Below are 26,686 nucleotides of genomic sequence, written 5' to 3' on the forward strand. Positions count from 1 at the left end.
GGGTGACGGGCGTGCCGGACTCTCAAGTCCGGGGGTGCGTCGCCCGATAGGCAGGTGGACAGTCCCCGCGGTCGGAAGGGTGCCTTGTGGGAAGCTCACGCGTGATCGGCCTGGACATCGGCGCAACAGCCGTCCGGGCTGCCGAGCTCGAGTTCGGCTCGGGCGGCCCTGCCCGCGGCGACGCGACGCTCGTGCGGTACGGGCAGGTCCTCCTGCCGCCCGGGGCCGTGCGGGACGGCGAGGTCGCCGAGCCCGTGACCGTGTCGGCGGCGCTGCGCCAGCTCTGGCAGACGACGAAGTTCGAGTCGCGCGACGTGGTGATGGGCGTGGGCAACCAGCGGGTCCTCGTACGCGAGCTGGACCTCCCGTGGCTGCCGCTGCCGCAGCTCAAGGCGTCCCTGCCGTTCCAGGTGGGCGAGATGCTGCCGGTCTCCGTCGACGACGTGCTGCTCGACTTCTACCCCGCCACCGAGTCGGACGGGCCGCAGGGCCGGATGGTGCACGGGATGCTCGTCGCGGCGCAGCGGGCGACCGTGAACGCGAACGTGCTCGCGGTCGAGGGTGCCGGGCTCCGGCCGCAGATGGTCGACCTCAACGCGTTCGCCCTCGTGCGCGCGCTCGCCCGTGGCGACCTCGCCAGCACGACCGCAGCCTTCGTCGACATCGGTGCCGCGGTGACGACCGTCGTGGTGGCAGCGCAGGGCCGGCCGCGGCTCGTCCGCATGCTGCCGACCGGCGGGCAGGCGATCACCGCGGCCGTCGCAGAGGCGCTGTCCATCCCGCCGGCAGAGGCGGAGGACGTGAAGCGCCGGGTCGGCTTCGGCCACCCGGAGATCGACGACCCTCGCCTGGTGCAGGCGGCCGAGGCGGTGCGATCCGTCGCCCACCCGCTGCTGGAGGCGGTCCGGAACACGTTCGTCTTCTACAACGGCAAGCACCCGGGCGAGGGCGTCGAGGTCGTCGTCCTCACCGGGGGCGCGTCCCACCTGCCGGGAGCCGGGCAGTTCCTGTCCAGCGCCTCCCGTCTGCCCGTCGCGCTCGGCGATCCCTTCGGCGGCCTGCGCAAGGGCAAGGCCGTGCGCCCGGAGCACCTCGCCGGCGCCGAGCAGACCGCCGCCCTCTCGGTCGGCCTGGCCCACGGAGTCGCCGCATGAGCACCCTCGCCCCCGAGCGCAAGCGCGACAAGCGCCAGGCGCCGGCCGCCGTCCACCTGCCGCAGGTCAACCTGCTGCCGCCCGAGGTGCGGGCCGCGCGCGGCCTGTCGCAGACGAAGCGGCTCCTGGCCCTGCTGCTGGTGCTCGTCCTCGTGCTGCTGGCTGCCGGGTACGCACTCGCGTTGGTGGCGCGCAGCGACGCCGACGCCGAGCTGGTCCAGGCGCAGGACGACACCGCCCGACTGCAGGCCGAGGCGGCGAAGTACGCCGAGGTCCCCGTCGTGCTGAACGCACTGGACGACATCGAGGCGGCCCGGACGGTCGGCATGTCGACCGACGTCGAGTGGCGCCCGTACCTGGACGCGATCGCCTCGGTGCTGCCCGACGGCGCGACGATCCAGACACTCACCGTGACGATGTCCAGCCCGATGCAGGGCGCGACCGTGGTCGCCGACCCGCTCGCGGGCGTGAGCATCGGCCAGCTCGTGTTCACGACGTCGGTGCCGACCGTCCCCGACACGGCCGCGTGGATCGACGCGCTGAACGCGATCCCCGGGTTCGCGGACGCGTGGGTCAGCTCGGCGGCCACGGCGGAGGACGACGACGGCGGCGCCCGGTACTCGGTGGAGTCGCGGGTGAACGTGAGCATCTCCGCGCTGTCCGCGCGGTACCTGCCGGCCGACGGCGAGGAGGGCTGACATGGCGGGAACGAAGAAGGGCCCGTGGATCGCGGGCACCGTCGTCGTCGCCGCCGCGATGGCGGCCGGCGGCTGGTTCGGCGTCATCTCCCCGACGCTCGACGAGGCGACCGAGGTGCGCGACCAGGCCGCGTCGCAGCGCGACCAGAACGACCTGCTGCAGCTCCAGGTCGCGAAGCTCGAGGCGGACTTCGCGAAGCTCGACGAGTACAAGGCGCAGCTCGCGACCGCGCGGTCGCAGATCCCGGCCACCGCCGATCTCTCGTCCTATCTGCGGCAGATCGACGAGCGGGCCGCCGCGGACGGCGTGACGATCACGGCGCTGGCCCCGGGGGTGCCGGAGATCGTGACGCTTGCGACTCCGGCCGCGGGCGACACGGCCGCCACTCAGCCGGCGGCGGGCGATGCCGGGACGCCGGAGCCGACGCCTACCGAGACGGCGAGCCCGGACGCCACGGTCGAGGACCCGTCGGACACCGCGACCGCCGCGCCGACGCCGACTCTGGACCTGGGCGGTCTGGTCGCCGTGCCGATGTCGGTGACGGTCGTCGGCTCCTACCCGTCGGCCGCCCAGTTCCTGGACGACCTGCAGCACGCCACGCAGCGCCTGCTGCTGGTGACGTCGGTGACGGCGACCGCGCTCGAGGAGTCCGAGGCCACCGCCACCCGGCCGGCGACGGCCCCCGGCGACGTCGAGCTGGTCGTCACCGGCTACACCTATGTCCTGCCGGACGCCGACCCGCTGACGGCGGCGGGCATCCTCGACGAGGGGTCGCTGCCCTCCGGCACGGGGCGCAACCCGCTGCTTCCCTGAGCTCCCCGCGCCCCGGCCCACGACGTGGACCGGGGCGCGGCCGTCCCCGCCCGACGTGGGAAGATCCCGACCATGCTCCGTTGGTTGACGTCCGGTGAGTCGCACGGCCCCGCCCTGGTGGGCGTGCTCGAGGGCCTCCCCGCGGGTGTGCAGGTCGAGTCGGCCCACATCCGCGACGCGCTGGCGCGGCGTCGCCTCGGCTACGGCCGCGGCGCGCGCATGAAGTTCGAGCAGGACGAGGTCCGGATCCTCGGCGGCGTGCGTCTCGGCGAGTCGCAGGGCGGCCCGGTGGCGATCGAGATCGGCAACTCCGAGTGGCCGAAGTGGGTCGACGTCATGTCGTCGGACCCGGTGGACGACCCGGAGAAGCTGAACCGCGCCCGGAACGCCCCGCTGACCCGGCCGCGCCCGGGACACGCCGACCTGGTCGGCATGCGCAAGTACGCGTTCGACGACGCCCGCCCGGTGCTGGAGCGCGCGTCGGCGCGCGAGACCGCGGCCCGCGTGGCGCTCGGGACGGTCGCGGCCCGGTTCCTCGGGCAGGCCGCCGGCGTCCGGCTCGTGTCGCACGTCGTGGGCATCGGCCCGGTCGCGGTCCCGGACGACGCCGCGCTGCCGACGCCGGACGACGTCGCCGCGCTCGACGCCGACCCGGTGCGCTGCTTCGACGCGGCGACGTCGGCGGCGATGGTCGCGGAGATCGACGAGTGCCACAAGGACGGCGACACCCTGGGCGGCGTCGTGGAGGTGCTGGTCTACGGGCTGCCGTCGGGCCTGGGCTCGTACGTGCACGCGGACCGGCGGCTGGACGCGCGGCTCGCGGGCGCGCTCATGGGCATCCAGGCGATCAAGGGCGTCGAGGTCGGCGACGGCTTCCGCACCGCGACCCGCCGCGGCTCGCAGGCGCACGACGAGATGGAGCGGGATGCCGACGGCGTGATCCGCCGGCGCAGCAACCGCGCGGGCGGGCTCGAGGGCGGCATGACGAACGGCGAGATCCTGCGCGTGCGCGCGGCGATGAAGCCGATCTCGACCGTGCCCCGCGCGCTGGACACCGTCGACACGGCGAGCGGCGACGCGGCGAAGGCGCAGCACCAGCGCTCCGACGTGTGCGCGGTGCCGCCGGCGGCGGTCGTCGCGGAGGCGATGGTCGCGCTGGTCGTCGCGGACGCGCTGCTGGAGAAGACCGGGGGCGACTCGGTCGGCGAGGTGCGCCGCAACCTCGAGGCGTACGTCGCGGCGATCCCCGACCTGCTGCGATGACGGGGCCCCGGGTCGTCCTGGTCGGCCCGCCCGGGGCGCTGGTCCCGGAGGCCGCTGCGGCGCTGGCGGCGCGCTGGGGCGTGCCCGTCCGGGACACCGACGCGGACGTCGAGCGGCTGGCCGGCAAGCCGGTCGCGGAGGTCTTCGTCGACGACGGCGAGGCGCGGTTCCGGGAGCTGGAGCACGAGGCGGCCCGCGCGGCGCTCGAGCAGCCGGGAGGGGTGCTCGCCCTCGGCGGCGGCGCCGTGCTGCACCCGCTGACCGAGGAGGCCCTGGCCCGGTTCCGGGCGGCCGGCGGGGCGGTGGTGTTCCTCGACGTGACGCTGCGGCACGCGGCGCCGCGGGTGGGCTTCAACCAGGCCCGGTCGATCGCGCTGGGCAACCCGCGGTCGCGGTGGCAGGCGCTCATGGACGAGCGCCGGCCGGTGTACGAGCGCGTCGCGACGGTCGTGGTGCCGACCGATGATGCGACCGCGGAGCAGGTGGCGGAGCGGGTCGAGGCGGCGCTGGCGCCGGCGGACGGGAGCGGGGACTGATGGCTGACGCGGCACGGACGGTCGAGGTGCGCGGCGAGCACCCGTACGAGGTGGTGATCGGCCGGCACCTGCTCGGCGAGCTGCCGCGGCTGCTGGGCGACGGCGTCCGCAAGGTGCTCGTGATCCACCCGGCGGCGCTGGCGACGACGGCGGACGCGGTGCGGGCGGACCTGGGCGCGCAGGGCTACGAGGTGCTGCTGGCCGAGGTCCCCGACGCCGAGCCGGCCAAGACGGCGCAGGTCGCGGCGTTCTGCTGGCAGGTGCTCGGCCAGGCCGACTTCACGCGCAGCGACGCGGTGGTCGGCCTCGGCGGCGGCGCGACCACGGACCTCGCGGGGTTCGTCGCGTCGACGTGGCTGCGCGGCGTCACGGTGGTCCAGGTGCCGACGACGCTGCTCGCGATGGTGGACGCCGCCGTCGGCGGGAAGACCGGCATCAACACGGCCGAGGGCAAGAACCTGGTCGGCACGTTCCACGCCCCGGCGGGCGTGCTCTGCGACCTGGCGGCGCTGGAGAGCATGCCGAAGCACGACTACGTCGCCGGTCTGGGCGAGGTCGTCAAGTGCGGCTTCATCGCCGACCCGCGGATCCTCGACCTGGTCGAGGCGCACACCGAGGAGATCACGGACCCGGTGCGGGCCGCGGGCTCCGAGGTGCTGGCCGAGCTGGTGGAGCGGTCGGTGGCGGTGAAGGCGCGGGTCGTGGGGGAGGACCTCCGCGAGGCCGGGCTGCGGGAGATCCTCAACTACGGCCACACGCTCGGGCACGCGATCGAGCACGTGGAGCGGTACTCCTGGCGGCACGGCGCCGCGGTGTCCGTCGGCATGGTGTTCGCGGCGGAGCTCGCGCGGCTCGCGGGGCGCCTGGACGAGGAGGTCGTGGCGCGGCACCGGTCCGTGCTCACCGCCCTGGGGCTGCCGACGTCGTACCGGGGCGACCGGTGGGACCAGCTGCTCGCGGCGATGCGGCGCGACAAGAAGACCCGCGGGGACCTGCTGCGGTTCGTCGTGCTGGAGGACGTCGCGCGGCCGGTGCGACTCGAGGGGCCGGACCCGGCGCTGCTCGTGGCCGCGTACGCGGAGATCTCCGAGGGCGTCGCGGCGCCGCGCGGGCTCTCTCTGGGCTGAACGGTCGACAAGGTCACAGCCTTGTACTGCGTCGAACAAGGCTCACGCCTTGTGAGGGTCGCGACAGGGTCCTAGCCTTGTCCGCATGTGGACCCTGACGGTCGACCAGCAGAGCAGCCGCCGGGTGGGCGACCGCGTCCCCGACCTGCTCGCCGCGCTCGCCGCGGCCGACTCACCGCTGGCGGTGGCGGCACCCGGCGCCGTCGTGCTGCCGTTCGAGCGCACGGTCGGGGACGAGGTGCAGGCCGTCCTGGCCGACCCGGGGCTGACCGTCGAGGTCGCCCTGCACCTCGTCCGCCTCGGCGGCTGGAGCGTCGGCATCGGCGCCGGCCGCGTCGACGCACCGCTGCCGTCGTCGTCGCGCGAGGCATCGGGGCCGGCGTTCGTCCACGCGCGTGAGGCCGTCGAGGCCGCCAAGTCCCGCGCGCGCGGCGTCCCGCTGGCGGTCCGGGGCGACCGCGCGGAGGTCGCCGCGGAGGCCGAGGGCGTGCTCGCGCTCCTCGGCGCGGTCGTCGCCCGCCGCACGCCCGCGGGCTGGTCGGTGGTCGACCGCATGGCGACGCCCGCCGGCGGGGGAGCACCCCGGCAGGAGGACGTCGCCGCCGCGCTCGGCATCAGCCAGCAGGCGGTCAGCGAGCGGCTCCGCACCGCGCTGTGGGCCGAGGAGGTGGCGGCGCGCCCCGCGGCGGCGCGCCTGCTCCGGCTCGCCGCGGGCCCCGGCCACGATGGGTCCGTCGACGAGCCGGAGGGGGACGCGTGACGCCGCTGTGGGGAACCGTGCTGGTCGTGGCCGCGCTGGCGGTGAGCGCCGGCCTCGGCTGGGTCGCGGCCGCCGGCGTCCTGCGCCTGGCCGACCGGGGCGGGCGCCGGCCGCGCGCGTCCGGGCCTGCCGACGCGGCCGGGCCGGCGCCCCACGCCGGGCCTGCCAACGACCGGCCGCGCGAGTACCGCAAGGGCCGCGTGAACCGCGGCGGCGACGGGCACGCCGACGCCCGCGCGTTCGGCGACGGGCCCGACAGCGACCGGGCTCGCGCCAAGCTGCGCGGCGGGACCTGGATCGGCGTGCTCGAGCGGTTGGCCATCACCGGCACGCTGCTGGCGGACGAACCGGGCGGCGTTGCCGTGGTCGTGGCGGTCAAGGGCCTCGGCCGGTACCCCGAGCTGCGCGCGGGCGACGACCCCGCGGTGTCCGAGCGGTTCGTCATCGGCACGCTGGCGTCCCTGGTGTGGTCGGCCGGGGTGGGCGTGCTCGGGCGCTGGCTGCTGACGCGCTGAACCGCGGCGCGCGCCCGCGGCACGGGAGTCAGAGCGCCCCGTACGCCCGGTTTCACCCGATTCAGCGGTCCAGTCACGGCCGGCGCCTCCCGATGGAGGGCCATGCGCCGTGACCAGGAGCGACCCGGGGAGGACCGCGACGTCTCCGCGCGCGACCACCTGGCGATCGGGTTGTTCGTCATGGCGGTCGTCACGGCGCTGGGCGGGGTGTGGCCCGCCGACCCGCTCTCGCCGGCGCACTGGTGGCTCGTGGTGTCGGGGGTCGACGTGGTGCTGTGCGGGGTGCTCCTCGCGCTGCCGGTGCACCAGCGCAGCACCCAGGCCGTGGTGATCGGGGGCATCGTCGTCTCGGCGGTGCTCGTCACGACGTGCCGCACCGCGCAGGGAGTCGTGCTGTTCGCGCTGGGGTTCGTCGTGGCGGGGCAGTTCGCGGCGTACGCGCTGGAGCGGCGACGGGCGGCGGTCGTCGCCGGGGTGGTGGTCGCCGCGATCGCGCTGTCCGCGACGTTCGCGCCCGCGGCGGTGCACCCCGTCGTCGTGGTGGCGGCGAGCACCATGGCGCTGCTGTCGTGCTGGCTCATGGCGGAGCAGTCCGACCGGCTGCGCCGCCAGGCCCGCACCGACCACCTCACCGGGGCGCTCAACCGCGGCGCCTTCTACGAGCGGGCGGCCGACGTCGTGCCGCGGGCCCTGCGCGGCGGGGTGCCGCTCAGCGCCGTGGCGTTCGACGTCGACGACTTCAAGGTCGTGAACGCCCGGCACGGCCACCTCGGCGCGGACGACCTGCTGGCGGACCTCACCGCGGCGTGGCGCGCCGCGCTCCCTGCGGGGGCCTTCCTCGGGCGGGTCGGCGGCGACGAGTTCATCGCGGTGCTCCCCGGCGCGGATGACGCCGAGGCCCGGCGGTGGGCGGCGTCGGCGGCGCCCGGGAGCGCGCTCTCGTCCAGCGCGGGGGTCGCGACGCTCCGCCCCGACGACACGGTGCGCAGCCTGCTCGACCGCGCCGACGCGGACCTGTTCGCCGCGAAGGACGGGCGCCGGACGCTCGCGGGCGACGTCTGACGCGGCGCCGGGGGACCGGCGGCACGCTACGATGGTCGGCGGCCCAGCCCCGTCCGCGACCCGCGGGCGCGCGTGGCGGCCCGACCGACGCACCCCGGACAGGAAGCAGCGACACGTGGCGACGACCAACGACCTCAAGAACGGCACCGTGCTGAAGATCGACGGCCAGCTCTGGACGGTCATCGAGTTCCAGCACGTGAAGCCCGGCAAGGGCGGTGCGTTCGTCCGGACCAAGCTCAAGAACGTCCTCTCGGGCAAGGTCGTCGACCGCACGTTCAACGCGGGCCTGAAGGTCGAGACCGCGAACGTCGACAAGCGCGACATGCAGTACCTGTACAAGGACGGCGACGACTTCGTGTTCATGGACACGGACACGTACGACCAGATCACCGTCCCGGCCGCCACCGTCGGCGACGCCGCGAACTTCATGCTCGAGAGCACGAACGCCATGGTCGCCACCAACGAGGGCGTGCCGCTGTACGTCGAGCTGCCGCCGTCGGTGACCCTCATGGTCACCTACACGGAGCCGGGCCTGCAGGGCGACCGCTCCTCGGCCGGCACGAAGCCCGCGACGCTGGAGACCGGCTACCAGATCCAGGTCCCGCTGTTCCTGGAGTCGGACACCAAGGTCAAGGTCGACACCCGCGACGGCAGCTACCTGGGCCGCGTGAACGACTGAGGTGGGAGCACGCACCAAGGCCCGCAAGCGGGCCCTCGACGTCCTCTTCGAGGCCGAGCAGCGGCGGCTCGACCCGCTGACGCTGCTCGCGAAGCGGATCGCCGAGCCCGGCACCGAGGCGGCCCTGCCGCAGTACTCGGTCGAGCTCGTCGAGGGCGTGCAGGCGCAGCGCGCGCGGATCGACGAGGTCATCGCCACCCACTCGCACGGCTGGACCATCGAGCGGATGCCCGCGGTGGACCGCGAGCTCCTGCGGATCGGCACGTGGGAGATCCTGTTCAACGACGACGTCCCGGACGCCGTCGCGGTGGACGAGGCCGTCGAGCTGGCGCGCAGCCTGTCGACGGACGAGTCCCCGGGTTTCGTCAACGGCCTGCTCGGCCGCCTGGTCGACCTGAAGCCGACCCTGCTGGCCTGAGCTTCCCAGGCCCGCCCGCGCCGAACGGCCCCCGTCCCACCCGGACGGGGGCCGTTCCGCGTCCCGGCCCCGTGGCACGACCGGCTCGCGGGCCGCGGGTGCCCGCGGCGGTGCCGGCACGTGGCGAGGGTCACGTCGCCCGCAGCGTGGACGCGCCCGGCCCCCGCCGGGACCGGACGGTAGGGTGCCCGGGACAGGCAATTCCTTTAACACCGTCCCGTGAGGCGGGGAAGGAGACGGCCCGGATGACTTCCGGCACCCCCGTGCCCGACGACGCGAGCGCCCCCCAGGGCACCGTCGTCATGGGCGAGCAGGACGTGGCCCGCGCGCTGACGCGCATCGCCCACGAGATCCTCGAGCGCAACAAGGGCGGCGACGACCTCGTCGTCCTCGGCATCCCGACCCGCGGCGTGCCGCTGGCGCACCGGCTGGCCGGTCGGCTGGCCTCCGTGGAGCCCGGCCTGGTGGCCGAGCGGCTGGTCGGCAGCCTGGACGTCACGATGTACCGCGACGACCTGGCGCAGCACCCCACCCGGGCGATCGGTGCGACGACGGTCCCGGACGGCGGCATCGACGGCAAGGTCGTCGTGCTGGTGGACGACGTGCTGTACTCCGGCCGCACGATCCGCGCGGCGCTGGACGCCCTGAACGACCTGGGCCGCCCGCGCGCGGTGCAGCTGGCCGCCCTGGTGGACCGGGGGCACCGCGAGCTGCCGATCCGGGCGGACTACGTGGGCAAGAACCTCCCGACGTCGACGGCGGAGCGGGTGGGCGTGCTGCTCGCCGAGACCGACGGCCGGACCGCCGTGGTCATCGAGGGGGGTGCGCGGTGAGGCACCTGCTGTCGACGGCGGACCTCGACCGGGCCGCCGCGATCCGGGTCCTGGACACCGCGAGCCAGATGGCCGCGACCCAGGGCCGGCAGATCAAGAAGCTCCCGACGCTGCGCGGCCGCACCGTGGTGAACCTGTTCTTCGAGGACTCCACCCGCACGCGCATCTCGTTCGAGACGGCCGCGAAGCGGCTCAGCGCGGACGTGATCAACTTCTCGGCCAAGGGCTCGAGCGTGTCCAAGGGCGAGTCGCTCAAGGACACCGCGCTGACGCTGGAGGCGATGGGCGCGGACGCGATCGTCATCCGGCACCAGGCCTCCGGCGCCCCGCACACGCTGGCGCACGCGGGGTGGACGAACGCCGCCGTGGTGAACGCGGGCGACGGGATGCACCAGCACCCGACGCAGGCGCTGCTGGACGCCTTCACGATCCGCCGGCACCTCCGGGGCGGCCCGGGCAACCCCGACGGGGTCGGCGAGGACCTCGCCGGCCTGCACGTGGCCGTCGTCGGCGACGTGCTGCACAGCCGGGTCGCGCGGTCGAACGTCGACCTGCTGCACACGCTCGGCGCCCGCGTGACGCTGGTCGCGCCGCCGACGCTGCTGCCGGTGGGCGTGGGCCCCTGGCCGGCGGAGGTGTCCTACCGGCTGGACGACGTCCTCGCCCAGGGCCCCGACGCGGTGATGATGCTGCGCGTGCAGCGCGAGCGGATGTCGACGGCGGGCGGCGGGTTCTTCCCGAGCCCGCTGGAGTACACGCGGCTGTACGGGCTGGACGCGAAGCGGCTGGCCGGGCTGCCGGACCACGCGATCGTGCTGCACCCCGGGCCGATGAACCGCGGCCTGGAGATCTCGGCGGACGCGGCGGACTCGCCGCGGTCGGTGATCGTCGAGCAGGTGGCGAACGGCGTCGCGGTGCGGATGGCGGTGCTGTACCTGCTGCTGTCCGGCGACGGGGACACGGGCGCGCCGCCCGCGACCGGGGCAGTCCCGGTCCTGACCGCCGCCGCCACCGCCGCCACCGAGGGGACCGCCCGATGACCACGCAGTACCTGCTCAAGGACGTCGCCCCGCTCGGCGGCGACCGGACCGACGTGCTCATCGCCGGCGGCCTCGTCGCGGCGATCGGCGCCGATGCGGGTGACGCGGCGGAGAACGCCCCGGACGACCTGCACGTGATCGACGCGACCGGCATGGTGCTGCTGCCCGGCCTGGTCGACCTGCACACCCACCTGCGCGAGCCGGGCCGGGAGGACGCCGAGACGATCGCGTCCGGCACCCGCGCCGCCGCGGCCGGCGGGTTCACCGCGGTGCACGCGATGGCGAACACCACCCCGACGCAGGACACCGCGGGCGTGGTGGAGCAGGTGTGGCGCCTGGGCGCGCAGGCCGGCTGGGTGGACGTCCACCCGGTCGGCGCGGTCAGCGTCGGTCTCGCGGGGGAGCATCTCGCCGAGCTGGGCGCGATGGCCGACTCCGCCGCCCGCGTCCGGGTGTTCAGCGACGACGGGAAGTGCGTGCACGACCCGGTGCTGATGCGCCGCGCGCTGGAGTACACCAAGGCGTTCGACGGGGTCGTCGCGCAGCACGCGCAGGAGCCTCGGCTGACCGAGGGCGCGCAGATGCACGAGGGCGTGGTGTCCGCCGAGATCGGCCTGGCCGGCTGGCCCGCCGTCGCGGAGGAGGCGATCATCGCCCGCGACGTGCTGCTGGCGGAGCACGTCGGCTCCCGGCTGCACGTCTGCCACCTGTCGACGGCCGGCTCGGTCGAGATCGTCCGGTGGGCGAAGTCCCGCGGCATCGACGTCACCGCCGAGGTCACCCCGCACCACCTGGTCCTCACGGACGAGGAGGCCCGCGGCTACGACCCCGTCTACAAGGTGAACCCGCCGCTGCGCACGCAGGCCGACGTGGACGCGGTCCGCGCGGGCCTCGCGGACGGCACGATCGACATCGTCGCCACCGACCACGCCCCCCACACCCGCGAGGACAAGGACTGCGAGTGGGCGGCGGCCGCGTTCGGCATGACCGGCCTGGAGACCGCGCTGTCGGTCGTGCAGCAGACCATGGTCGACACCGGCGCGTTCACCTGGGCGGACGTCGCCCGGGTGCTGTCCACGAACCCCGCGCGGATCGGCCGGGTCGCGGACCAGGGCCGGCCGGTCGCGGTGGGGGAGCCCGCCAACCTCGTGCTGGTGGACCCCGACGCCCGCCGGGTCGTCGTCCCGGAGGAGCAGGCGACCGCGTCGGCGAACTCGCCGCTGCGCGGACGCGAGCTGCCCGGGCGGGTCGTCGCGACGTTCCTGCGCGGCCGGGCCACGGTGCTCGACGGCGTGCCGCAGGACGACCCGGCGGACCCGCGCTTCGCGGCGGGGCGGGTGACGCCCTGATGCCGCCGTGGCTGTCGGTGACGGTCCTCGTCGTGCTCGGGGCGGCGCTGCTGCTCGGCATGGCGAAGGGGTGGCGCCGGCTGTCCCGGGGCGCGAGCCCCGTGCCGCCGCCCCCGCCCGTGCCGGACGAGGACGCGCTCGGCGCGCCCCGCACCGCCGCCCTCGACGCCACCTACGTGTCCACCACCCGCGCCGGCGACTGGCTGGACCGGGTCGGCGCCCACGGCCTCGGCGTCCGGTCGGCCGCCACGGTGCGGGTGCACGACGCGGGCGTGGTGCTGCGACGACGAGGGGCGCCGGACGTGTTCGTCCCGCGCGCGGCGCTGCGCGCGGTCGGCACGTCCGGCGGCATGGCCGGCAAGGTCGTCGGCGGCGAGGGGCTGGTCGTGCTGACCTGGGTCCCGGACCCCGGCGCCGACCCCCGCGGCCTCGACACCGGCCTGCGCCTGCGCCACGCCCACGAGGCGGACGGGCTGCGCGCGGCCACCCAGGACCTGATCGGATCGACACCCGCCGCGAGCGGGTCGGAGGAGAGCTCATGACGGACGCACTGCTGGTCCTCGAGGACGGGCGGACGTTCGCCGGCGAGGCCTACGGGGCCACCGGCACCACCTGGGGCGAGATCGTCTTCAACACCGGCATGACCGGGTACCAGGAGACGCTGACCGACCCCAGCTACCACAAGCAGATCGTCGTGATGACGGCGCCGCACATCGGCAACACCGGCGTCAACGACGAGGACCCCGAGTCGGGCCGCATCTGGGTGTCCGGCTACGTGGTGCGCGACCCCGCGCGCCGCGCGTCGAGCTGGCGCGCGGACCGCAGCCTGGACGAGGAGCTCGCGGCGCAGGACGTCGTCGGGATCTCGGGGATCGACACCCGGGCCCTCACCCGGCACCTGCGCGAGCGGGGCGTCATGCGCGCGGCCATCCTGTCGGGCGAGGCGCTGCTCGACGGCGCGGGCCGGCCCCGCGCCGCGGAGGACCTGGTCGCCGAGGTGCAGGCGCAGCCGCAGATGTCCGGCGCGGACCTGGCCGGCGAGGTGTCCACGGACGCCGCGTACGTCGTGCCGGCCCTCGGCCCGGACGGCGCGCCGCTGGCGGAGCCGGTCGCGCGGGTCGCGGCCGTCGACCTCGGCATCAAGGCGATGACCCCGCACCGGATGGCGGAGCGCGGCATCGAGGTGCACGTGCTGCCCGCCGCCTCGACCATCGAGGACGTGCTGGCCACCGCCCCCGACGGCGTGTTCTTCTCCAACGGCCCGGGCGACCCCGGCGCCGCCACCCACGAGGTCGAGCTGCTCCGCGAGGTGCTGGACCGCCGGATCCCGTTCTTCGGCATCTGCTACGGCAACCAGATCCTCGGCCGGGCCCTCGGCTACGGCACCTACAAGCTCGGCTACGGGCACCGCGGCGTGAACCAGCCGGTGCTGGACCGCGTCACGGGCAAGGTCGAGATCACCGCGCACAACCACGGCTTCGCGGTCGACGCGCCGCTGGACGGCGAGTCCGTCGCGCCGCACGACGGCGGGCGCTACGGCCGCGTGACCGTCTCGCACGTGGACCTCAACGACGACGTGGTGGAGGGGCTCGCCGCCCTCGACCTGCCGGCCTTCTCGGTGCAGTACCACCCCGAGGCCGCCGCCGGCCCGCACGACGCCGCCTACCTGTTCGACCGGTTCCTGGACCTCATGCGTCCGGCCGCCACCACCGAAGGGACGGACGCCTGATGCCGCGCCGCACCGACATCTCCAGCGTCCTGGTCATCGGCTCCGGTCCGATCGTCATCGGCCAGGCCGCGGAGTTCGACTACTCCGGCACCCAGGCGTGCCGCGTGCTGAAGGAGGAGGGCCTGCGGGTCGTCCTCGTGAACTCCAACCCGGCCACGATCATGACCGACCCGGAGTTCGCCGACGCCACGTACGTCGAGCCGATCACCACCGAGGTGCTCACGGCGATCATCGCCAAGGAGCGCCCCGACGCGATCCTGCCGACCCTGGGCGGCCAGACCGCGCTGAACGCCGCGATCGCCCTGGACGAGGCGGGCGTCCTCGAGGAGTACGGCGTCGAGCTCATCGGCGCCAACATCCCCGCCATCCAGAAGGGCGAGGACCGCGAGCAGTTCAAGCAGGTCGTCGAGGTCTGCGGCGGCGAGTCCGCGCGGTCGGCGATCGTGCACACCATCGACGACGCGCTCGGCGCGGTCGCGGACCTGGGCTACCCGGTCGTCGTCCGCCCGTCGTTCACCATGGGCGGCCTCGGCTCCGGCATCGCGTACGACGAGGCCGACCTGCGCCGCATCGTCGGTCAGGGCCTGCACTACTCGCCGACCACCGAGGTGCTCCTGGAGGAGTCGATCCTCGGCTGGAAGGAGTACGAGCTCGAGCTCATGCGCGACAAGCACGACAACGTCGTGGTCGTCTGCTCGATCGAGAACGTCGACCCGGTCGGCGTGCACACCGGCGACTCGGTGACCGTGGCCCCGGCGCTCACGCTGACCGACCGCGAGTACCAGCGGCTGCGGGACATCGGCATCGCGGTCATCCGCGAGGTCGGCGTCGACACCGGCGGCTGCAACATCCAGTTCGCGGTGAACCCCGACACCGGCCGGATCATCGTCATCGAGATGAACCCGCGCGTGTCCCGGTCCTCGGCCCTGGCGTCGAAGGCCACGGGCTTCCCGATCGCGAAGATCGCCGCGCGCCTGGCCGTCGGCTACACGCTGGACGAGATCCCGAACGACATCACGGGCTCCACGCCGGCGTCGTTCGAGCCGACGCTCGACTACGTCGTCGTCAAGGTCCCGCGGTTCGCGTTCGAGAAGTTCCCGGCCGCCGACCCGACGCTCACCACCACGATGAAGTCCGTCGGCGAGGCCATGGCGCTCGGCCGCAACTTCACCGAGGCCCTGGGCAAGGCGATGCGGTCCATCGACCGCAAGGGCTCGGGCTTCCACTGGGACGGGCAGCCGGCGACGGGCGACGAGCTGGCCGCGCTGGTCGAGTCGATCGCCCGGCCGACGGAGCACCGGCTGGTGGACGTGCAGCAGGTGCTCCGCGCCGGGGTGTCCGTGGACGAGGTCTACGCGCGCACCGGCATCGACCCGTGGTTCCTCGACCAGCTGCAGCTGGTCAACGAGGTCGCCGCCGAGACGGCCGCCGCCCCGCAGATCACGCGGTCGGTGCTGGCCCGGGCCAAGCGGCACGGCCTGTCCGACGCGCAGGTGGCGTCGCTGCGCGGGGAGAGCGAGGACGTCGTGCGCGGCGTCCGGCACGCGCTGGGCGTCCGCCCGGTCTACAAGACCGTGGACACCTGCGCCGCCGAGTTCGCGGCCCGCACGCCGTACCACTACTCGTCCTACGACGAGGAGACCGAGATCGCGCCCCGGACGCGTCCGGCGGTGCTGATCCTCGGCTCCGGCCCCAACCGCATCGGCCAGGGCATCGAGTTCGACTACTCGTGCGTGCACGCCACCCTGGCGCTCAAGGGCGAGTTCGAGACCGTGATGGTCAACTGCAACCCCGAGACGGTGTCCACGGACTACGACACCGCGGACCGGCTGTACTTCGAGCCGCTGACCTTCGAGGACGTCCTCGAGGTCTACGAGGCCGAGAAGGCCGCGGGGCCGGTCGCGGGCAGCATCGTGCAGCTCGGCGGGCAGACCCCGCTGTCCCTCGCGCAGCGGCTCGAGGACGCGGGCCTGCCGATCCTCGGGACGCCGCCCGCCGCGATCGACGCCGCGGAGGACCGCGGGGCGTTCGGCGACGTGCTGGCCGCCGCCGGGCTGCCCGCGCCGGCGTTCGGCACGGCCACGACGCTGGAGGCCGCCCGGGCGACCGCGCACCGCATCGGGTTCCCGGTGCTGGTCCGCCCGTCGTACGTGCTCGGCGGGCGCGGCATGGAGATCGTCTACTCGGACGCCCAGCTCGAGGAGTACGTGACCCGGGCGCTGGCCGACGCCACGATCGCGGGTCGCGGGACCCTCCCGCCGCTGCTCATCGACCGGTTCCTCGACGACGCCATCGAGATCGACGTCGACGCGCTCTACGACGGCACCGAGCTGTTCCTCGGCGGGGTCATGGAGCACATCGAGGAGGCCGGCATCCACTCCGGCGACTCGGCGTGCGTGCTGCCGCCGGTGTCCCTGTCGGAGTCGGAGCTGCAGCGGATCCGGGTGTCGACGGAGGCCATCGCGAAGGGCGTCGGCGTCCGCGGGCTGCTGAACATCCAGTTCGCGCTGGTGTCCGACGTGCTCTACGTCCTCGAGGCGAACCCGCGCGCGTCCCGCACGGTGCCGTTCGTCTCGAAGGCGACCGGCGTGCCGCTCGCCAAGGCGGCCGCGCTGGTGATGACCGGGAGGTCGATCGCGGACCTGCGGGCCTCGGGCCTGCTGCCCGCCGACGACGCGAGCGTCATCGACCTGGACGCGCCGATCGCCGTCAAGGAGGCCGTGCTGCCGTTCAAGCGGTTCCGCACCGGCTCCGGCATCGTCGTGGACACGGTGCTCGGCCCGGAGATGCGCTCGACCGGCGAGGTGATGGGCTTCGACACCGACTTCCCGACGGCGTTCGCCAAGTCGCAGTCCGCGGCGTTCGGCGGCCTGCCGACCGGCGGCCGGGCGTTCATCTCGGTCGCGGACCGGGACAAGCGCTCGATCGTGTTCCCGGTCAAGCGGCTCGCGGAGCTCGGCTTCGAGATCCTGGCGACCGACGGCACCGCCGCGGTGCTCAAGCGCAACGGCATCGCCTCGACCGTCGTGCGGAAGTTCTCGACCGGCCGCGGCCCGGCGGGGGAGCCGACGATCGTCGACCTCATCTCGGCCGGCGAGGTCGACATCGTCGTGAACACGCCCTCGGGCCAGGGCGCGCGCGCCGACGGCTACGAGATCCGCGCGGCCACGACGGCCGCCGACAAGGCCATCGTCACGACCGTGCAGCAGCTCGGCGCCGCGGTGCAGGGCATCGAGGCGGCGCTGGCCGGTCCGTTCGGCGTGGCCAGCCTGCAGGAGCACGACGCGGCGACCGCCGCCCGCCGGGGCCTCGCGGCGGTGGCCGGGTGACGCCCTTCGGCGCGCGGCTCGCGGCGGCGATGTCCGCGCACGGTCCGCTGTGCGTGGGCATCGACCCGCACGCCGCGCTGCTCGACGCCTGGGGCCTGCCGGACGACGCCGAGGGGCTGCGCCGGTTCGCGCTGACCGTCCTCGAGGCGGTCGGCGGCCGGGTGGCCGCGGTGAAGCCGCAGTCCGCGTTCTTCGAGCGGCACGGCGCCGCGGGCGTCGCGGTCCTGGAGGAGGTGGTCGCCGCGGGCCGGGACACCGGCACGCTGGTGGTCGTGGACGCCAAGCGCGGCGACATCGGCTCGACCATGGGCGCCTACGCGGACGCGTACCTGCGGGACGGGTCGCCGCTGGCCGGCGACGCGCTGACGGTGTCGCCGTACCTGGGGTTCGGCTCGCTGGCACCGGCCGTCGAGGCGGCGCACGCGACCGGCCGCGGCCTGTTCGTCCTCGCGCTGACCTCCAACCCCGAGGGCCCCGCGGTGCAGCACGCGCGGGACGCCGAGGGCGTGGCGGTCGCGGACCGGGTCGCCCGGGAGGCGGCCGTCGCCAACGCGGCGGAGCTCGCGGCGACCGGGGGCGCGCTGGGCTCGGTCGGGCTGGTCGTCGGGGCGACGGTCGGGGACGCCGCCGAGCGGCTGGGGGTGGACCTCGCGGCCGTGCGCGGCCCGCTGCTCGCCCCGGGCGTCGGCGCGCAGGGCGCGGGCCCGGCGGAGCTCGCCGCGGTGTTCGGCGCGGCGCGGCCGGCGGTCCTGGCGTCCTCGTCGCGCGGCGTGCTCGCCGCGGGGCCGTCGGTCGCGGGTCTCCGGGAGGCCGCGCTGCGGGCGGCGGGGGAGGCCGGCGCGGCCCTGCGCTGACCCCGGCGCCGGTGCCCGCGCGGGAACCCCGCGGGCGCGACACGCTGCCGGAACGTGCCGTGGCGGGCATACCGTGTCATCCTCGACAGATGGGGTCCACGCCGGTTCCGGGGCGCTGTCGCACCGGGGCACGCGGATCGCGTATGTTCCATGTCCCTGCCCTCTGACAGTGATGAGAAGGTGACTCACGTGGCACTTCCGACTCTCACCCCCGAGCAGCGCGCCGCGGCTCTCGAGAAGGCCGCCGCCGCCCGCCAGGCACGCGCGGAGGTCAAGAACCGGCTGAAGTACTCGCAGGGCACGCTGTCCGAGGTGATCGCCCAGGGCCAGAAGGACGAGACCATCGGGAAGCTGAAGGTCCTCGCCCTGCTCGAGTCCCTCCCGGGTGTGGGTAAGGTCAAGGCGCGCCAGATCATCACCGAGATCGGGATCTCCGAGACGCGTCGCGTGCGCGGCCTCGGCCCGCACCAGGTGAAGGCGCTCGTCGACCGGTTCGGGTGACCCGAGCCGCACGTCCGTCCCCGGCCCCGCGAGGGGTCGCACAACTCCAGGAGCACCAGACCGCATGACGACGCCGCGCGCCCGGCTGACCGTCCTCGCCGGACCGACCGCCGTCGGCAAGGGCACCGTGTCCGCCGACCTGCGGGCCCGGTACCCCCAGGTCTGGCTCTCCGTGTCCGCCACCACCCGGCCCCCGCGGCCGGGGGAGGTGGACGGCCTGCACTACCACTTCGTGTCGCCCGAAGAGTTCGACGCCATGGCGGCCGGCGGCGAGCTGCTGGAGTGGGCGCTGGTGCACGGCAGGAACCGCTACGGCACCCCCCGGCGGCCGGTCGAGGAGCGACTGGCCGCCGGGGAGCCCGCCCTGCTGGAGATCGACCTGCAGGGCGCGCGCCAGGTCCGGCGGACGATGCCCGACGCGCAGTTCGTGTTCCTCGCGCCGCCCTCGATGGAGGAGCTCGTGCGCCGCCTCGTGGGGCGCGGCACCGAGGACGCCGAGGAGCGCGCCCGCCGGCTCGAGACCGCCGAGGTGGAGATGGCGGCGGAGTCCGAGTTCGACCACGTCATCGTCAACGACGACGTCCGGCGCGCCACGGACGAGCTGGTCGCCCTGATGGGCCTGCCGGTCGCGGTAGACTGACCGGCAGTCCCCACCCACTCGACTTACGGGAGCCACCGTGTCCGGAACCGTCGCCGAGCCCATCGGCATCACCGACCCGCCGATCGACCGCCTGCTCGACCGCGCGGACTCGAAGTACGCGCTGGTCATCTACTCGGCCAAGCGCGCGCGCCAGATCAACGCGTACTACTCGCAGCTCAACGAGGGCCTGCTCGAGTACGTCGGCCCGCTGGTGGAGACCCGCCCGCAGGAGAAGCCGCTGTCCATCGCGATGCGCGAGATCGACGCGGGCCTGCTGACGGTCACCGCGAACGAGGCCTGAGACCGGCCCCGACGTGCGCGTCGTCCTGGGCGTCGCGGGCGGGATCGCCGCCTACAAGGCGGCGCACGTCCTGCGCCTGCTGACCGAGGCCGGGCACGACGTGCGCGTCGTGCCGACCCGGGCGGCGCTCGAGTTCGTGGGACGCGCCACCTGGGAGGCCCTCTCAGGGCACCCGGTCACGCCCGAGGTGTTCGACGACGTCCCCGAGGTCGCGCACGTCCGGCTCGGGCGGCAGGCCGACCTCGTGGTCGTCGCCCCCGCCACCGCCGACCTGCTCGCGCGGGCCGCGCACGGCCGGGCCGACGACCTGCTCGCCGCGACCCTGCTGACGGCGACGTGCCCGGTGCTCATGGCGCCGGCGATGCACACCGAGATGTGGCAGCACCCGGCCACCCGGGCGAACGTGGCGACCCTGCGCGAGCGGGGCGTGCACGTGCTCGACCCGGACTCCGGTCGGCTCACCGGCGCCGACTCCGGCCCCGGCCGGCTGCCCGAGCCCGAGGCGATCGCCGCGGCCGCGCTGGCGCTCGTCGACGCTGAGGGCAAGCCGCGCAACCCCGACCTCACCGGGCGCACCGTCGTCGTGTCCGCCGGGGGCACGCGCGAGCCGCTCGACCCCGTCCGGTTCCTCGGCAACCGGTCCTCCGGCCGGCAGGGCGTCGCGCTCGCCCGGACCGCCCTCGCGCGCGGCGCGCGGGTGACGCTGGTCGCGGCGAACCTCACGGTGCGGCCGCCCGCGGGCGTGCACGTCGTGCCGGTCGAGACGACGGCGCAGCTCCGCGACGCCGTGCGGACCGCCGGGGCCGACGCCGACGTCGTCGTCATGGCCGCCGCGGTCGCGGACTTCCGGCCGGCGGTCGACGAGGCGCACAAGATCAAGAAGCAGGCCGACGGCGCCGTGCCCCCGCTGGCGCTGGTCCAGAACCCGGACGTGCTGGCCGAGCTGGTCAGGGACCCGGTCCGGCCGGGCCAGGTCGTCGTCGGGTTCGCCGCCGAGACGGGCGACGCGGACGGCGACGTGCTGCACCACGGCCGGGCCAAGGCGGTCCGCAAGGGCGCCGACCTGCTGGCCGTCAACGCGGTCGGCGCGGGCCGCGGCTTCGGCACCGACGACAACGCGGTGACCGTGCTCGACGCGGCCGGCGAGGTCGTCTCCCGGGTCGAGGGCAGCAAGGACGCCGTGGCGGACGGGTTGTGGGACGCGGTCGTCGTGCGTCTGGACCGCTGAGTCCCGATAACCTGTGCGCATGACCTCCGACATGCGCCTCTTCACGTCCGAGTCCGTGACCGAGGGACACCCGGACAAGGTGTGTGACCAGATCTCCGACGCGATCCTCGACGCGATCCTCGAGCAGGACCCGACGGCGCGCGTCGCCGTCGAGACCATGGTGACGACGGGCCTCGTGCACGTCGCGGGCGAGGTCACCACGAGCGCGTACGTCGAGATCCCGCAGATCGTCCGCCAGGTGGTCCGCTCCATCGGCTACACGTCCTCCGAGATCGGCTTCGACGCCGACTCCTGCGGCGTGTCCGTCTCGATCGGCCAGCAGTCCCCGGACATCGCGCAGGGCGTCGACAAGGCGTGGGAGTCCCGGCAGGACGCCGCGGACCACGACCCGCTCGACCTGCAGGGCGCCGGCGACCAGGGCCTCATGTTCGGCTTCGCGTCCGACGACACCGACAGCCTCCTGCCGCTGCCGATCTGGCTGGCGCACCGGCTGGCCGAGCGCCTCGCGCTGGTCCGCAAGGAGGGCATCGTCCCCGAGCTCCGCCCCGACGGGAAGACGCAGGTCACCGTCGGCTACGAGGGCGACCGGGCCGTCCGCCTCGACACCGTCGTGCTCTCCACCCAGCACGGTCCGTCGCTGCACCTGGAGGCCGAGCTCGCGCCGGCCATCGCCGCCGAGGTCGTCGCGCCGGTCCTCGCCGACGCCGGCCTCGACCTGGACGTCAGCGACTACCGCCTGCTCGTGAACCCGACGGGTCAGTTCGTCGTCGGCGGGCCGCAGGGCGACGCGGGGCTCACCGGCCGCAAGATCATCGTCGACACCTACGGCGGCATGGCCCGGCACGGCGGCGGCGCGTTCTCCGGCAAGGACCCGTCGAAGGTCGACCGCTCCGCCGCGTACGCGATGCGCTGGGTCGCGAAGAACGTCGTCGCGGCCGGGCTCGCCCGGCGGTGCGAGGTCCAGGTCGCGTACGCGATCGGCAAGGCGCACCCCGTCGGCCTCTACGTCGAGACGTTCGGCACGGGGACCGTCTCGGACGAGCAGCTGACCGGCGCCATCCGCGAGGTGTTCGACCTGCGGCCGGCCGCGATCATCCGCGACCTCGACCTGCTGCGGCCGATCTACCGGAAGACCGCCGCGTACGGGCACTTCGGCCGGGCGCTGCCCGAGTTCACCTGGGAGCGCACCGACCGCGTGGACGCCCTGCGCGCGGCGCTGTCCTGACGGACGTGGCGGACGCCGCGGCGCCGCCGGGAGCCGCCGGCACCCCCGAGCAGCCCGTCCTCGCCGGGCTCGACGCCCCGGCCCCGGCCCGTGCGCCGCGGCGCCGCGCCCGGGCGCGGGACGTGGACGTCGAGCCCGCGGCCGAGCTGCCTGTGGCGCGCGTCGCGGTCGAGCTCTCCCCGCCGCACCTGGACCGGCCGTTCGAGTACCTGGTCCCGGCGAGCCTCGCGGAGGCCGCGCGACCCGGGACCCGGGTGAAGGTCCGGTTCGGGGCGCAGGACGTCGACGGCTACGTGCTGGACCGCGTGGCCGAGGCGGAGCACGACGGGGCGCTCGTGCCGCTGCGGCGGGTCGTGTCGCCGGAGCCGGTCCTGACGCCCGAGGTCGCGCGGCTGGCGCGGGGGGTCGCCGACCGGTACGCCGGGACCCTCGCCGACGTGCTGCGGCTGGCGGTGCCGCCGCGGCACGCGCGGACGGAGGGGGAGGTGCCGCCGGCCGTCGCCGGGTCCCACGCCGCGCCCCCGTCCGGCGGCGCGCTGTCGGGGACGGCCTGGGCCCCGTACCGCGGCGGGCCGGCGTTCCTCGCGCACCTGTCGGGCCGGGGCTCGCCGCGCGCCGCGTGGTCCGCGCTGCCTGGGCCCGCGGGGGAACGGTGGCCCGACGCGGTCGCGCAGGCCGTCGCGGCGACGCTGGTGAGCGGGCGCGGGGCGCTGGTGGTGGTGCCGGACGCGCGCGACGTCGACCGGGTGTGCGCCGCGCTGGCGGACGCCGGCGTGCCCGCCTGGACGCCGGACGGCCCGGACGCGGCGCACGTGCGCCTGATGGCGGACGACGGCCCCGCGCGACGCTACCGGGCGTACCTCGCCGCCCTGCGCGGGCACGCGCGCGTCGTCGTGGGCACCCGGGCGGCGGCGTTCGCGCCGGTGCGGGACCTCGGCCTGGCCGTGTGCTGGGACGACGGCGACGACCTGCACGCCGAGCCGCGCGCGCCCTACCCGCACGTGCGTGAGGTCCTCGGCCTGCGCGCCGAGACCGAGGGCTGCGCCCTGCTGCTGGCCGCGCACAGCCGGTCCGTCGAGGTGCAGGCGCTGGTGGCGTCCGGCTGGGTCCGCCCCGTCGCCGCCGACCGGGACGTCGTGCGCGCCCGGACGCCGCGGGTGCGGGCGCTGACCAGCGTCGAGCTGGCCCGGGAGGGTGCCGCCGCCGCGGCCCGGCTGCCCGGGCAGGCGTGGCGGACCATCCGGGAGCGGCTCGCCGACGGGCCGGTCCTGGTGCAGGTCCCGCGCGCCGGCTACCTGCCCGCCGTGGCGTGCGCCCGGTGCCGCGAGGTCGCCCGGTGCGGGCACTGCCACGGGCCGCTGCAGCTGTCGTCCGGGGACGCGACGGCGCAGTGCGGCTGGTGCGGGCGGCTCGCGACGCAGTGGCATTGCGACGCGTGCGGCAACGGGACGTTCCGCTCGGTGGCCGTCGGCTCCGACCGCACCGCGGAGGAGCTCGGCCGGGCGTTCCCGGGGGTGACGGTCCGGTCGTCCGGCGCGCGCACGGGCGTGCTGGCCGAGGTCCCCGACCGGCCCGCCCTCGTGGTGTCGACCATCGGCGCCGAGCCGGTCGCGCCCGCCGGCTACGCCGCGGCCGTGCTCCTGGACGCCGCCGTGACGACGTCGTCGACCTCCCTGCGGGCCACCGAGGACGCGCTGCGCCGGTGGCTCGCCGCGGCGGCCCTCGTGAAGCCGCAGGGCGAGGGCGGCGTCGTGCTGCTGGTCGGCGACGGCGCCGAGCGGCCCACGCAGGCGCTGGTGCGCTGGGACCCCGTCGGGCTCGCCGAGCGCGAGCTCGCTGAGCGCACCGAGGTGCGGCTCCCGCCCGCCGTGCGCGTCGCCGAGCTGACCGGCACCCGCGAGGTCGTCGCCGCCGTGCTGTCCCGGGTCGACCTCCCACCCGGGGCGGACGTGCTGGGCCCCGTGCCGCTGCCCGAAGCGCCCGGGGAGCCGGCGTCGCTGGACCCGCCCGTGCGGAGCCTGGTGCGTGTGCCGGTCGCCGACGGACGCGCGCTCGCCCGGTCGCTCGGGGCGTCCCTCGCCGTGCGCAGCGCCCGCCGCGAGGGCGGGTCCGTCCGGGTGCGGCTCGACCCCGAGGAGATGCTGTGATCGACGCCGTCGTGTTCGACCTGGGCAACGTGCTGGTCCGCTGGGACCCGGCTGCGGCGTTCGCCGGGGTGCTGCCCGACGTCGAGGTGCAGCGGTTCCTCGCCGACGTCGACTTCCCCGCCCTGAACCAGCGGCAGGACGCCGGCCGGCCCTGGGCCGAGGCCCGCGCCGAGGTGGCGGACCGGCACCCCGAGCACGTCGCCACGCTGGACCTGTACGTCGAGCGGTTCGCGCACGCGCTGCCGGGGGAGGTTCCGGGGAGCGCCGCCGTGGTGGACGACCTGCGCGCCGCGGGCGTGCGGGTGCTCGGCCTGACGAACTGGTCCGCGGAGACCTTCCACCACGCCGTGCCCGCCGCGCCGGCGATCGGCCGGCTGGAGGCCGTCGTCGTCTCCGGGCAGGAGGGCGTCGCGAAGCCGGACCCGCGGATCTTCCGGCTCCTGGCCACGCGGCACGGGCTGGTGCCCGGGCGGACGGTGTTCACGGACGACAGCCCGGCGAACGTCGCCGCCGCGGAGGCGGAGGGGTTCCAGGGGGTGCTGTTCACGGACGCGGCGGCGCTGCGGGCCGAGCTCGTGGCGCGGGGGGTGCTGGGCGCGGGGGGCTGAGCCGCGTGATTCCGGGGCGCCGAGTCCTCCACAGGCGGGCGGGGTGTGCGTGGTCCCCAGGTTGGTGCTCGGGGCGGGTCGGGTGCGGGTGGTGGTCGGTAGCGTTTCGGTATGGCTGACCAGCAGGAACACCTCGAGGACGCGGCGGAGACCGCGCCCGTGGTGCTGCCGGTCTACGACGACGACGGGGTGTGCTCGACGCACTACGGTCCGGACCGCGACGTGCCGGCGGGCGCGGAGCCGCGGTCTGCCGAGGAGCGGCAGGTCGAGGCGATCTCCGCCGCTCTGCCCGGGCCGGTGCTGTTCGCGTGGTTGACGGGTCTGGACCTGAGTGTGCTGCCCGAGCCGGTCGTGGTGGAGGTCGCCGCGGCGTGGCGGCGGATGGTCGCGCACTGCCACGCCGGGATGCTGGCCGCCGCCGGTGAGCTGGGTGAGCGTCCGGGGATGAACCCGTACTGGTCGACGTTGGCTGGTCCACCGCCGGTGGTGGCCGGGGTGGCGGGGGATGAGCTGTCGATGCGGTTGCGGGACTCGCGTCCGGCGTGCAACCGGATGGTGCGTGATGGTCGCCTGCTGGGCGGGGTGCTGGCCGCCACGGGTGAGGCGTTGGCGACGGGGCACATCGATCCGGGGAAGGTCGCGGTGCTGACCGGGCGTCTGGCGGAGGTGTCGCACCAGGTCGCCCAGGCGGTGGAGGACGTGGTGCTGCCGGATGCGGACCAGTGCTCGCGGGCGCAGCTGGTGCAGCGGGTGGACAGGGCGTTGATCGAGGTCGACCCCGCGGGTGCGGTCGAGCGGCGTGAGCGTGCCCGCTGCACCCGGCGGGTGACGCACCCGCGGGCGCAGGCGGAGGGGATGTCCTCGTTGTGGGTGCTGCTACCCGACGAGGACGCGCTCCGGTTGGACGGGGTGCTGGAGCACGCCGCCCGCGCCGCCCGCGCGATCGGCGACCCCCGCACCCTGGACCAGCTGCGCGCCGACGGGCTGCGGGACCTGGTCGTCGGGGACGTCCCGGCGGCCGGCGGTCCGGCGTTCGAGGTGCACCTCGACCCGCCCGCCCCGCCCGTACCTGTCGCACGCCCGCACGGGGCGTGGGTCACGGTCATCGGCCAGCCGGTACGCCCGCGCCCGGTCCAGCCGGAACCCACCGCGACCATCACCCCCGTGCCCGCCACCGACCCGGCGGCGTCCACGACCGGCACCGCGACCGCGACCGCCGCCACTCCCGGTGCCGCTCCTGCCGCCGCTCATGCCGCCGCGTCCGCCGCCGCGTCCGGTACCCCGTCCGGCGCTGCCCCGTCCGGTTCGGGTGGCCGGTGCACGACGTGCTCGGGTCGCCCGGGCGCGCAGGTCCGGATCACGATCGCCGCCTCGACCCTCGCGGGCCTGGACGACCAGCCCGCCGACCTCGACGGGCACGGCCCCCTCGACGCCGCCACCGCCCGAGCCATCGCCGCCGACGGCGAATGGCAACGCATCCTCACCGACGACACCGGCGTCACCCTCGAAGTCGGGCGCACCCACTACCGGCCCTCGGCCGCCCTGGCCGAACACATCCGGGTCCGCGACAAGACCTGCGCCGCCCCCGGCTGCTCGACCTCCGCGTGGCGGGCCGACCTGGACCACACCATCGCCTACCACCCGCAACCCGGCGCCCCACCGGGCACACCCCTGGGCGACACCTCCGCCGCGAACCTCGGGCCCCTGTGCCGGCGCCACCACCGCCTCAAGACCGACGGCGGATTCCGGCTGCGGCAGATCGCACCCGGCCTGTTCGAGTGGATCACCCCCACCGGCCACCGCTACCTCGTACGCCCCGGCACCGGGCAGTCCCTCGACACCACCACCCAGCGCTACACCGAACCACCGTTCTAGC

General features: G+C 75.4%; 26 protein-coding genes. All 26 read left to right on the forward strand.

Going from position 1 to position 26,686, the window contains the following annotated elements:
- The first annotated feature begins 86 nt into the window (after nt 1-86).
- Nucleotides 87-1,154, forward strand: coding sequence for a type IV pilus assembly protein PilM (pilM, locus tag HNR08_RS18755; protein ID WP_146831990.1), 1,068 nt, complete (start codon nt 87-89; stop codon nt 1,152-1,154).
- Complete coding sequence (locus HNR08_RS18760) at nt 1,151-1,852, forward strand: fimbrial assembly protein (RefSeq protein WP_146831992.1); 702 nt, start codon at nt 1,151-1,153, stop codon at nt 1,850-1,852. The genes pilM and HNR08_RS18760 overlap by 4 nt, the downstream gene beginning before the upstream one ends.
- 1 nt (nt 1,853) lies before the next feature.
- The gene (locus HNR08_RS18765; RefSeq protein WP_146831995.1) at nt 1,854-2,666 is read left to right on the forward strand and encodes a hypothetical protein; all 813 of its coding nucleotides are present in this window, start codon (nt 1,854-1,856) and stop codon (nt 2,664-2,666) included.
- A gap of 72 nt (nt 2,667-2,738) precedes the next feature.
- Nucleotides 2,739-3,929: a chorismate synthase gene (gene aroC, locus HNR08_RS18770; protein ID WP_146831998.1), complete on the forward strand. Its 1,191-nt coding sequence runs from the start codon at nt 2,739-2,741 to the stop codon at nt 3,927-3,929.
- Nucleotides 3,926-4,465, forward strand: coding sequence for a shikimate kinase (locus tag HNR08_RS18775; RefSeq protein ID WP_146832001.1), 540 nt, complete (start codon nt 3,926-3,928; stop codon nt 4,463-4,465). The genes aroC and HNR08_RS18775 overlap by 4 nt, the downstream gene beginning before the upstream one ends.
- Nucleotides 4,465-5,592 carry a 3-dehydroquinate synthase gene (gene aroB / locus HNR08_RS18780; protein WP_146832004.1) on the forward strand — a complete coding sequence of 376 codons (1,128 nt, stop codon included), beginning with the start codon at nt 4,465-4,467 and terminating at the stop codon, nt 5,590-5,592. Before HNR08_RS18775 ends, aroB begins: the two co-directional genes overlap by 1 nt.
- 85 nt (nt 5,593-5,677) lie before the next feature.
- A complete protein-coding gene (locus HNR08_RS18785; RefSeq protein ID WP_146832007.1) occupies nt 5,678-6,352 on the forward strand; it encodes a hypothetical protein in 675 nt (224 codons plus the stop codon).
- Nucleotides 6,349-6,867 carry a hypothetical protein gene (locus HNR08_RS18790; protein ID WP_246802855.1) on the forward strand — a complete coding sequence of 173 codons (519 nt, stop codon included), beginning with the start codon at nt 6,349-6,351 and terminating at the stop codon, nt 6,865-6,867. The genes HNR08_RS18785 and HNR08_RS18790 overlap by 4 nt, the downstream gene beginning before the upstream one ends.
- 102 nt (nt 6,868-6,969) lie before the next feature.
- Entirely contained in the window at nt 6,970-7,929 is a 960-nt protein-coding gene (locus tag HNR08_RS18795; RefSeq protein WP_146832010.1) for a GGDEF domain-containing protein, read from the forward strand.
- A 115-nt stretch (nt 7,930-8,044) separates the two neighbouring features.
- Nucleotides 8,045-8,608 (forward strand): elongation factor P, encoded by a 564-nt coding sequence (gene efp, locus HNR08_RS18800; protein WP_146832013.1) that lies wholly within the window; start codon nt 8,045-8,047, stop codon nt 8,606-8,608.
- 1 nt (nt 8,609) lies between these two features.
- Entirely contained in the window at nt 8,610-9,026 is a 417-nt protein-coding gene (nusB, locus tag HNR08_RS18805) for a transcription antitermination factor NusB (RefSeq protein WP_146832016.1), read from the forward strand.
- Between the two features lie 245 nt (nt 9,027-9,271).
- A complete protein-coding gene (gene pyrR, locus HNR08_RS18810; protein ID WP_146832019.1) occupies nt 9,272-9,859 on the forward strand; it encodes a bifunctional pyr operon transcriptional regulator/uracil phosphoribosyltransferase PyrR in 588 nt (195 codons plus the stop codon).
- Nucleotides 9,856-10,899 carry an aspartate carbamoyltransferase catalytic subunit gene (locus HNR08_RS18815; RefSeq protein ID WP_146832022.1) on the forward strand — a complete coding sequence of 348 codons (1,044 nt, stop codon included), beginning with the start codon at nt 9,856-9,858 and terminating at the stop codon, nt 10,897-10,899. The genes pyrR and HNR08_RS18815 overlap by 4 nt, the downstream gene beginning before the upstream one ends.
- The gene (locus HNR08_RS18820; RefSeq protein WP_146832025.1) at nt 10,896-12,248 is read left to right on the forward strand and encodes a dihydroorotase; all 1,353 of its coding nucleotides are present in this window, start codon (nt 10,896-10,898) and stop codon (nt 12,246-12,248) included. The genes HNR08_RS18815 and HNR08_RS18820 overlap by 4 nt, the downstream gene beginning before the upstream one ends.
- A complete protein-coding gene (locus HNR08_RS18825) occupies nt 12,248-12,790 on the forward strand; it encodes a PH-like domain-containing protein (RefSeq protein WP_146832028.1) in 543 nt (180 codons plus the stop codon). Before HNR08_RS18820 ends, HNR08_RS18825 begins: the two co-directional genes overlap by 1 nt.
- A complete protein-coding gene (gene carA, locus HNR08_RS18830; RefSeq protein WP_146832031.1) occupies nt 12,787-13,977 on the forward strand; it encodes a glutamine-hydrolyzing carbamoyl-phosphate synthase small subunit in 1,191 nt (396 codons plus the stop codon). The genes HNR08_RS18825 and carA overlap by 4 nt, the downstream gene beginning before the upstream one ends.
- Entirely contained in the window at nt 13,977-17,306 is a 3,330-nt protein-coding gene (gene carB, locus HNR08_RS18835; protein WP_146832034.1) for a carbamoyl-phosphate synthase large subunit, read from the forward strand. Before carA ends, carB begins: the two co-directional genes overlap by 1 nt.
- Complete coding sequence (pyrF, locus tag HNR08_RS18840; protein ID WP_146832037.1) at nt 17,303-18,160, forward strand: orotidine-5'-phosphate decarboxylase; 858 nt, start codon at nt 17,303-17,305, stop codon at nt 18,158-18,160. Before carB ends, pyrF begins: the two co-directional genes overlap by 4 nt.
- Before the next feature lie 189 nt (nt 18,161-18,349).
- On the forward strand, nt 18,350-18,661 hold the full coding sequence (gene mihF, locus HNR08_RS18845) for an integration host factor, actinobacterial type (RefSeq protein WP_146832040.1): 312 nt from the start codon (nt 18,350-18,352) through the stop codon (nt 18,659-18,661).
- A gap of 64 nt (nt 18,662-18,725) precedes the next feature.
- On the forward strand, nt 18,726-19,301 hold the full coding sequence (gene gmk / locus HNR08_RS18850; protein WP_146832042.1) for a guanylate kinase: 576 nt from the start codon (nt 18,726-18,728) through the stop codon (nt 19,299-19,301).
- A 37-nt stretch (nt 19,302-19,338) separates the two neighbouring features.
- Nucleotides 19,339-19,602 carry a DNA-directed RNA polymerase subunit omega gene (gene rpoZ / locus HNR08_RS18855; protein ID WP_146832045.1) on the forward strand — a complete coding sequence of 88 codons (264 nt, stop codon included), beginning with the start codon at nt 19,339-19,341 and terminating at the stop codon, nt 19,600-19,602.
- A gap of 13 nt (nt 19,603-19,615) precedes the next feature.
- The gene (gene coaBC, locus HNR08_RS18860; RefSeq protein ID WP_146832048.1) at nt 19,616-20,830 is read left to right on the forward strand and encodes a bifunctional phosphopantothenoylcysteine decarboxylase/phosphopantothenate--cysteine ligase CoaBC; all 1,215 of its coding nucleotides are present in this window, start codon (nt 19,616-19,618) and stop codon (nt 20,828-20,830) included.
- A gap of 19 nt (nt 20,831-20,849) precedes the next feature.
- Nucleotides 20,850-22,055: a methionine adenosyltransferase gene (gene metK / locus HNR08_RS18865; RefSeq protein WP_146832051.1), complete on the forward strand. Its 1,206-nt coding sequence runs from the start codon at nt 20,850-20,852 to the stop codon at nt 22,053-22,055.
- Between the two features lie 5 nt (nt 22,056-22,060).
- A complete protein-coding gene (locus HNR08_RS18870; RefSeq protein ID WP_146832054.1) occupies nt 22,061-24,202 on the forward strand; it encodes a primosomal protein N' in 2,142 nt (713 codons plus the stop codon).
- Nucleotides 24,199-24,810: an HAD family hydrolase gene (locus HNR08_RS18875; RefSeq protein ID WP_146832057.1), complete on the forward strand. Its 612-nt coding sequence runs from the start codon at nt 24,199-24,201 to the stop codon at nt 24,808-24,810. Before HNR08_RS18870 ends, HNR08_RS18875 begins: the two co-directional genes overlap by 4 nt.
- Nucleotides 24,811-24,921: 111 nt before the next feature.
- Nucleotides 24,922-26,685, forward strand: coding sequence for an HNH endonuclease signature motif containing protein (locus tag HNR08_RS18880; protein ID WP_146832060.1), 1,764 nt, complete (start codon nt 24,922-24,924; stop codon nt 26,683-26,685).
- Nucleotide 26,686: the final 1 nt, after the last annotated feature.

Source organism: Cellulomonas hominis (assembly GCF_014201095.1).
GTDB lineage: Bacteria > Actinomycetota > Actinomycetes > Actinomycetales > Cellulomonadaceae > Cellulomonas > Cellulomonas hominis.

Excerpts from the sequence above, each read along its gene's own strand:
- gmk (WP_146832042.1), top strand. The coding sequence starts at position 18,726 with ATGACGACGCCGCGCGCCCGGCTGACCGTCCTCGCCGGACCGACCGCC.
- aroC (WP_146831998.1), top strand. The coding sequence starts at position 2,739 with ATGCTCCGTTGGTTGACGTCCGGTGAGTCGCACGGCCCCGCCCTGGTG.
- pyrR (WP_146832019.1), top strand. The coding sequence starts at position 9,272 with ATGACTTCCGGCACCCCCGTGCCCGACGACGCGAGCGCCCCCCAGGGC.
- HNR08_RS18775 (WP_146832001.1), top strand. The coding sequence starts at position 3,926 with ATGACGGGGCCCCGGGTCGTCCTGGTCGGCCCGCCCGGGGCGCTGGTC.
- carB (WP_146832034.1), top strand. The coding sequence starts at position 13,977 with ATGCCGCGCCGCACCGACATCTCCAGCGTCCTGGTCATCGGCTCCGGT.
- aroB (WP_146832004.1), top strand. The coding sequence starts at position 4,465 with ATGGCTGACGCGGCACGGACGGTCGAGGTGCGCGGCGAGCACCCGTAC.
- HNR08_RS18765 (WP_146831995.1), top strand. The coding sequence starts at position 1,854 with ATGGCGGGAACGAAGAAGGGCCCGTGGATCGCGGGCACCGTCGTCGTC.
- HNR08_RS18825 (WP_146832028.1), top strand. The coding sequence starts at position 12,248 with ATGCCGCCGTGGCTGTCGGTGACGGTCCTCGTCGTGCTCGGGGCGGCG.
- HNR08_RS18785 (WP_146832007.1), top strand. The coding sequence starts at position 5,678 with ATGTGGACCCTGACGGTCGACCAGCAGAGCAGCCGCCGGGTGGGCGAC.
- HNR08_RS18820 (WP_146832025.1), top strand. The coding sequence starts at position 10,896 with ATGACCACGCAGTACCTGCTCAAGGACGTCGCCCCGCTCGGCGGCGAC.
- carA (WP_146832031.1), top strand. The coding sequence starts at position 12,787 with ATGACGGACGCACTGCTGGTCCTCGAGGACGGGCGGACGTTCGCCGGC.
- metK (WP_146832051.1), top strand. The coding sequence starts at position 20,850 with ATGACCTCCGACATGCGCCTCTTCACGTCCGAGTCCGTGACCGAGGGA.
- HNR08_RS18760 (WP_146831992.1), top strand. The coding sequence starts at position 1,151 with ATGAGCACCCTCGCCCCCGAGCGCAAGCGCGACAAGCGCCAGGCGCCG.
- HNR08_RS18880 (WP_146832060.1), top strand. The coding sequence starts at position 24,922 with ATGGCTGACCAGCAGGAACACCTCGAGGACGCGGCGGAGACCGCGCCC.
- HNR08_RS18795 (WP_146832010.1), top strand. The coding sequence starts at position 6,970 with ATGCGCCGTGACCAGGAGCGACCCGGGGAGGACCGCGACGTCTCCGCG.